The following is a 6498-nucleotide window of genomic DNA, read 5'->3' as shown; positions in this document are numbered from 1 at the left end:
CCTCCATAACGGCAATAGCGATATTTTGCGTATCCATGTACCCTTTCATCCGCAAATGGGACAATAATTCATTCACAGGCATTCGTACCTTTTTCAGTCCCTTTCGATCGATGTCCCCATTACGAATCAATACAGTAGGGCTGCTATATAAGAGCCATCTTAATTTATTATGTAGGGATAAACGGACGATAATTTTATAAATAATAAAAGTGATTCCAGAATAGATGATGGCTTTCCCGAGATTATTGACCTCTATCGGTGTACTGATAATATTCGTAAGCACAAAGAAATACAATAAATCAAACGAGTGCATTTCGGCCACGGCCTTTTTTCCTGACAGCCTTAAAAATAAAAATCCGACCAAAAACACAATAACTGCTCGGTAAATTAGTTCCAAATGTGGTTCACCTCTGGGAAATTCGGCTATTACTATCGATAGTATGAGTAGATTCGACCAGATCTAATCTAGGGAAAAATCTTTTTATTAGTATTAAAAATGAGCACTGCCATAGTGCTAGTTGGTCCAATGGTAAAATAGCATAACTAATACCCTTGACTAGACACGTGCAACAACTACCTAGATTGAATTTAAAAAACAATGATGAATCCATGAAGCAGTGCGCTACTGTATTTTTTCTGTATCAGCATCCCACTCAGATTCCTGTAACATTTGGTCAATATGCATCCTAGTTTCCGCATTAAATAATAATTGTCTAGATAGTTAATTAATGTGGGGTTAATAAGAATGCTGATCCTTCCATCAGTTTTGTGACATTCATAACTTTCCCTGTAAAATCAGTGTTAAAAATTAACCATTCTGGATTTAGTTTAGATTTAAATATGGTGTGTCCGTTAGTTTTTGATACAAGTTGTCTAGAGAGGGTCACAATCGTCTTCCCTTCTCAGATTTCTCGCGTATTCCGCTTCCTTGGACAACATTTCCGGATCCTCGGTCAGCTCCGGCGCCTCAAATACTTGACGCAATTCAATCTGACCTTCCCCATGTCCTTGTGGATCCGGCATCCGCATGGCCCACTCGATGGCTTCTTCCCTCGAATTCACATCAATTAGTATGAACCCAGCAATCAATTCATTCGTTTCCGTAAATGGGCCATCCGTGACCAGCGGCTTTTCTCCTTGTTTTGGATACGAAAGCCGAATCCCATTTGAACTTGGATGAAGTCCTTTAGCCATAATTCGCACGCCTGCCTTCACTAATTCCTCATTGTACATCGTCATGGCTTCCCTGAGCTCTGGGCTCGGAAGATTTCCGGCTTCCGAATTCTTTGAGGCTTTGACAATTATCATAAACAGCATAAAAAGTTCCTCCTTCTTTTTTAAAGGCAAATCCCTTAATTAACATCTTTATAAATACAACGAACCGATATCTTCAAAATCNNGGATATTCCTTCCTATACCCTTCTTCCACTAACCTGCCCGTTAGCTTAATAACTTCAACAAAATAAGCGATAACCCTTTCTGGATCATCGCACCTAATAGTAGAAATGTAAACTTAATGAGATGTTCAATAAAGAATAAAAAAATTAAATAAAAGCAATTTTGATAAGAATAATGAATTTACCTTTAATGTTTTCTAAAAAAATCATTTAGTATGGACGCCAGATTTTCTGGAGCTTCCATATTTATTTCATGCCATACACCCATAATTGTCCGAATTTCTGCTGTTGCGATTTGATCTGCCAATTTCTCCGATGCCCTTTTATTCGCTTTATCATTTTCCCCACATAAAACCAAAGTATTGCACTGAACCTTTTTTAAGTCGTTACTAAAATCTAATTCCATCATAGAATTTGACAATATAATAAAATCATTTTTGCTGGAACCAAGTTTCTGAAAAGGAGATTCTGGCATAAGTCGAAAAATGGTATTTTGAACTTTAAGCAACATTTTAGGCATTTTGTATTGTGGTGCTATTAAAACCAGTGAGTCAACTCTACTTGGATGGTCAATCGTATAATTCAATGCAACTACTGCTCCTAGAGAAAGTCCAATAAGGACAACTGGCTCGGAATATTCTTCTATGTATTCAGAGAAAGCGGTGTATAGATTGTTGTAAGTAGGCTCTTTATCTTTCAAAAGGTTAAACAAATCAGGATTTGAAATTTGAGTTGTATCACCCATGTAAGAAATAGTTTTCTCCCAACTTGAGGAACTTTGCCCTAAACCATGAACGAAGATGTATCTCATTAAAGTATCCTCCATCTTCATAAATTCTATATATTGATAATACCTTACAAACTAAATCTTTTCTATTTTTTAGTAATAATGCACCTATTTCTTATTGAACTATTGCATCCGTTAGTTTAAGTGTATAATTTCACAATCACTTTATAAAATATAGATTTGTCAACTCCACTCATTTTGTTAGTTTCTCCGCTACAACATTAAAATTAGTTGTTGATGTTGATTCTTCATATAAGAAAGTAATTTTATAATCTATTACTTCATTCGTTTCTATTTTAAGAATTGATGTTGTTACTGTACCATCCCCGACATAAGTTAACCGACTATTATCGGCGATTTCGTAAGTTTTTACACCATCTACTTCATTTACTGCAAAACCTATTCTTTGAATCGTATCTCCGTAAATAAAAGCAAGATTGCAACTATTATTTTCTGTTTTATCGTAAAAAGAAATAACCGCCTTTAACATTGGTAATTTATCATCTTTCACTAATATATAATCAAAGATTTCATAATTATTATAATCTCTGTTCATCTTAAATGTTGCTATTGCGTCATCCTTGGTATAATTCTTTTTAACTGATGTTTGTTGATTTTGATTCAATGAAGAATCTGGATATTCCGATACACTCTGAGTAGTATTAGAACATCCTATTAGGGTTAAAGACAAAAATATCACTAAAGTTAATCTTAGTTTCATACATTTTTCCTCCCTACTTAAAAATTATTAATAAATTAACATGATTTCCACATGATTTTAGTTAAAAACCTTAAAGATAGGGCATGAAACCTTTCATATTTTAGGCTTATTAATTGTATTCCTTGTTGTATAAAAGCACCCTTTACTTGAATAACCAAACATCACTTCACTTTTTTACGAAATTTAAAATCCACCTTATAATTCCAATAACCAGAATAAGAACCCCATTAGCTAATGTTATAAGTCCTAAAAATGCTCCACCATAGCCTGCACCTTCGCCTGTTCCTCCAGAACTCCAATCATAAAAATGAAGAAATAATGCACCACTTGAAAAACCAATCATTGGGGCAAGTACCATCATTAAGATGCCTGATACCATAAGATTCAATTTTCCCTTTTTAAACAATGTAAAGAAAACAACATTAAGCGATATTATAATTAAGATGAATAATGTCAAAATTAAATTTCCCTTAATATATCCCCCTATCAGTTAAATTTTACCACAAATAACCATCATCCTTGTTGTACTATTCTGCCACTTTAGTTGAACAAGAAAAAAGAGCCGTCTAAGCAGCTCAACGATCTTCAAGTAAAGCACCCATTAGTGAAATAAAACTTATAAATGCAAAACACTATGAACAAAATTATTTGCATTCTCTGCGTCTTTTTTTCTAACAGAAACAACATATTGTTGTTTATAATTCTTGTTCATTCCGAAACTTCCAAAGTTTCCTCTCGATGTACCAGGTCCCAACCATTTTCCTGAAGGATCAATAACTTTATAGGTATATTTAATACCTTCTCTTTTTAAAATTGCTCTTACCTTTGAAAATTCTTCCATTGAAAATCCTATATAAACATCTTCTTTATTAAAGAAAAACATATCCATCCCCCCCTATTACCACAACTACTGCTTTTTACACTATCCTGCACCTTTAGTTGAACAAGAAAAAAGAGCCGTCTAAGCAGCTCAACGATCTTCAAGTAAAGTAGAATTGTTAAAACTTTATATCTTTCGGTAATGGGCTTTCCAGCTTAACACGATGAAAAACTCTTTCTTCCTTAAATTAACAGGTTTGAGGTACTCTCCCATTCAGACTTAAGAATTGAATATTGATATTCGTCAATCCACTGTCCTTTTGACATGTAATTTTGTAAAAAATGCCCTTCTCGCTTCATACCAACGCGTTCAAGTAAAGCAATAGACTTGTTATTTCTAACATCTGTATGTGCAATTACTTTGTGTTTTCCTAATACATTAAATATATAATCCAATAACGCACTAACAGCCTCACTTGCATATCCATTCCCCTGGTATCCTGGAGAAAGAGTAAACCCGATTTCTACAATATTGGGTTCGTCTAAAAGCGTATGAAGTGCACAATCTCCAATGAGTTGATTAGTCTCAGCTAAAGCAATGGCAAACTGGAACCAAGTACCTGGTTGATTAGGGTTATTTTTACTTTGTTCATTAACGAACGATTCGGCTTCGTGATATTGATAATTCTCCCATGATTGAAATTTAGCAACTTCAGAATTTGAACGATAAAAATGGAAGTCATCAGTGTCGTTAAGACTAAATCTTCTTAAAATAAGACTTGTTGTTTTTGCGAAAATTTGATTGTTTTTTTCCATGGTTTTTCCTTCCTAAACTTTCGTCAAGTAGATTTCATTGTTAACTGTTTTGCGGTTTTACCACCAGAAGCGGTCAGCCTCTATTGTGATAAAGCCCCCGTTACTTGTCTAAGGTACTAGCCTCACTCTTTTATTCTAAGTTGTCGTCTAAGTTCTTTAAATGGAGTAGCATAAGAGTCCTCATATTTCTTAATATATTGTGTTAACATAGACCAATTACTTTCGAGGTGAGGATGTATCTGGGTGGTGTCAGCAAGACTATAAAGTTCAATTAAGAAGTAAAGGGTTTCCCTACTAAAAAGTCATCCCCTAATTGTAATAAAACCTCAATAACATTTGGAATGTAGTTAAACGCTTCTTTGGGAGACATTCCCTTAGTAATTAATTCGAAGGAATTACTAAAATACCACTCATCTTTGTCTAATTTATCTTCCCATTCCACAAATATTTCTAATAACCTATTATCCATTGTCATCACGCCCAAGATTGCAATTTTATATACATATTTTATCACTTTTTGTTCAACAATCTGGCCCTTTTCATGAAGAAAGACGCTTTCCTTGTTTCAGAAAAGCGCCCTTTCGTATTATAAGGTCAGCCAGATAAGAAAATATTTCTTGTTGACGATTTTTAATAGGGTTTTATTTTTAACGGTAGCCAGGGTAAATGTAACTGCCCATGGGACTTAGATCCCGTTAAAGTAAACAGTTTACCCCCTCCTTGTAGAAACACGTTGAGGCTGGTTGGGACATAAATCTAGAATAACAAGCAAAGCTGTGACACTGCAAGAAGGAAGAATTAGGGGTACCTGCAAATAAGAGATTAGGAGATGATGAGGATGAATCCAGTCGTTGGACTGGAAATTTCAAAAGGAGAAAGTCGGTTCAAGCTTTTGTAGATAAGGGAAACCTTTTTGTAAGGGCTTTAAAGTATCCATACTCTTGAGAGGCTTGGATTACTTGTAGAGTTCTTAGATCATGAACAGAAAGAAACAGGTCAGAAGAAGCCAGAAGCCCTCAGTGATTCTAGAAGCATCTTGGACACTATCAAACACCAGTTGTCCAATATCTAGATGAACTTGGATATTTATTAATTATTATTAATCCTTTAATTTCGTATAAGGCAAAGAGTTCAAGTCTAACTTTTGAACTCTTGCACTAGTTAATTAAGTAAAGTATGTCACATATTGTAGTTCATTTATTCTTTAAATGATAACCCTACTTCTTCTAATGAAGTTCTCAAAATAGGTAAGGAAGCTGGCCCAATACCATGAATTTTTAAAATTTCTTTTTCAGTGTACTTTGATAGTTCCTTCAAAGTGTCAATCCCTTCGTGAACCAATGCATTTCTTGCAGGTGAACTGAGTTTCGAAAGAAAGCCACTTTTAGGCTTATTCTCTTTATCACAGGTAGGACAACTTGGACACTCACTACTTTTGTAATACTTATGTCCTTTTTCACAAATCCTTAAACTTTTTTCTACTGTCAAAATAAACTCCTCCAAATAAATTCTGTATCCAATTTTAACATATTATATTTTGCATATTAGTTATACAATATCTACAAAACAATGTTTGTCCCTATTCAGGAATGCTGCCCCGAATGCTGAATATAGAATATACAACCTAAAAGCTACTTATACTTAAACCCTAGCTACCCTTTAGGTTGAGTAAATTATTTTCAAGAATAATTTTATGTATTCCTTTTTCATCGGTATACGTATCAATAACATCAAATCCATTTTTTATATTCAAAATTAACATATTACGCCATTTATTCATTGTTTTTGTTTGAACAACACTATAACCCAGTTCCCTTACATATTGATGTTGCTTTTCCATTAGGGTCGAAGCTACACCAAATTTTCGATAATTGATATCCACTCCCCCCATCCAACTATAAAATTTATTATCATCCAATGCATATCCAATCTTAAATCCAATAAGCTTTGTACCACTC

Annotated in this window: 9 protein-coding genes and 1 pseudogene; all 10 read right to left on the bottom strand. The window is 34.2% G+C overall.

The annotated features are described in order from the left end of the window. On the bottom strand, nt 1–397 hold a 397-nt coding region (locus V7149_RS03920), incomplete at its 3' end, for a DUF421 domain-containing protein (RefSeq protein WP_335344349.1). A gap of 476 nt (nt 398–873) precedes the next feature. Further along, complete coding sequence (locus tag V7149_RS03915) at nt 874–1317, bottom strand: YciI family protein (RefSeq protein ID WP_335344348.1); 444 nt, start codon at nt 1315–1317, stop codon at nt 874–876. A gap of 267 nt (nt 1318–1584) precedes the next feature. After that, nucleotides 1585–2208: an alpha/beta fold hydrolase gene (locus V7149_RS03910; RefSeq protein ID WP_335344347.1), complete on the bottom strand. Its 624-nt coding sequence runs from the start codon at nt 2206–2208 to the stop codon at nt 1585–1587. Between the two features lie 169 nt (nt 2209–2377). After that, a complete protein-coding gene (locus V7149_RS03905) occupies nt 2378–2905 on the bottom strand; it encodes a hypothetical protein (protein WP_335344346.1) in 528 nt (175 codons plus the stop codon). Between the two features lie 166 nt (nt 2906–3071). Beyond that, the gene (locus V7149_RS03900) at nt 3072–3362 is read right to left on the bottom strand and encodes an inner-membrane translocator (RefSeq protein ID WP_335344345.1); all 291 of its coding nucleotides are present in this window, start codon (nt 3360–3362) and stop codon (nt 3072–3074) included. 159 nt (nt 3363–3521) lie between these two features. Beyond that, nucleotides 3522–3788 carry a hypothetical protein gene (locus V7149_RS03895; protein WP_335344344.1) on the bottom strand — a complete coding sequence of 89 codons (267 nt, stop codon included), beginning with the start codon at nt 3786–3788 and terminating at the stop codon, nt 3522–3524. A 179-nt stretch (nt 3789–3967) separates the two neighbouring features. Continuing rightward, the gene (locus tag V7149_RS03890; protein WP_335344343.1) at nt 3968–4540 is read right to left on the bottom strand and encodes a GNAT family N-acetyltransferase; all 573 of its coding nucleotides are present in this window, start codon (nt 4538–4540) and stop codon (nt 3968–3970) included. Nucleotides 4541–4811: 271 nt separating this feature from the next. Continuing rightward, nucleotides 4812–5009: a hypothetical protein gene (locus V7149_RS03885; RefSeq protein WP_335344342.1), complete on the bottom strand. Its 198-nt coding sequence runs from the start codon at nt 5007–5009 to the stop codon at nt 4812–4814. A 728-nt stretch (nt 5010–5737) separates the two neighbouring features. Continuing rightward, the gene (locus V7149_RS03880) at nt 5738–6028 is read right to left on the bottom strand and encodes an RNA polymerase alpha subunit C-terminal domain-containing protein (RefSeq protein ID WP_335344341.1); all 291 of its coding nucleotides are present in this window, start codon (nt 6026–6028) and stop codon (nt 5738–5740) included. Between the two features lie 160 nt (nt 6029–6188). Then, nucleotides 6189–6498, bottom strand: a pseudogene (locus V7149_RS03875) (GNAT family N-acetyltransferase); the annotation flags it as partial.

The sequence above is a fragment of the Bacillus sp. JJ1503 genome, from assembly GCF_036965125.1.
In the GTDB taxonomy this organism is placed as follows: domain Bacteria; phylum Bacillota; class Bacilli; order Bacillales; family Cytobacillaceae; genus Cytobacillus.
Note: the sequence above shows the minus strand (reverse complement) of the source record. Positions and strands in the feature narration are given on the sequence as shown.

Excerpts from the sequence above, each read along its gene's own strand:
- V7149_RS03915 (WP_335344348.1), bottom strand. The coding sequence starts at position 1,317 with ATGCTGTTTATGATAATTGTCAAAGCCTCAAAGAATTCGGAAGCCGGA.
- V7149_RS03890 (WP_335344343.1), bottom strand. The coding sequence starts at position 4,540 with ATGGAAAAAAACAATCAAATTTTCGCAAAAACAACAAGTCTTATTTTA.
- V7149_RS03895 (WP_335344344.1), bottom strand. The coding sequence starts at position 3,788 with ATGTTTTTCTTTAATAAAGAAGATGTTTATATAGGATTTTCAATGGAA.
- V7149_RS03905 (WP_335344346.1), bottom strand. The coding sequence starts at position 2,905 with ATGAAACTAAGATTAACTTTAGTGATATTTTTGTCTTTAACCCTAATA.
- V7149_RS03885 (WP_335344342.1), bottom strand. The coding sequence starts at position 5,009 with ATGGATAATAGGTTATTAGAAATATTTGTGGAATGGGAAGATAAATTA.
- V7149_RS03910 (WP_335344347.1), bottom strand. The coding sequence starts at position 2,208 with ATGAGATACATCTTCGTTCATGGTTTAGGGCAAAGTTCCTCAAGTTGG.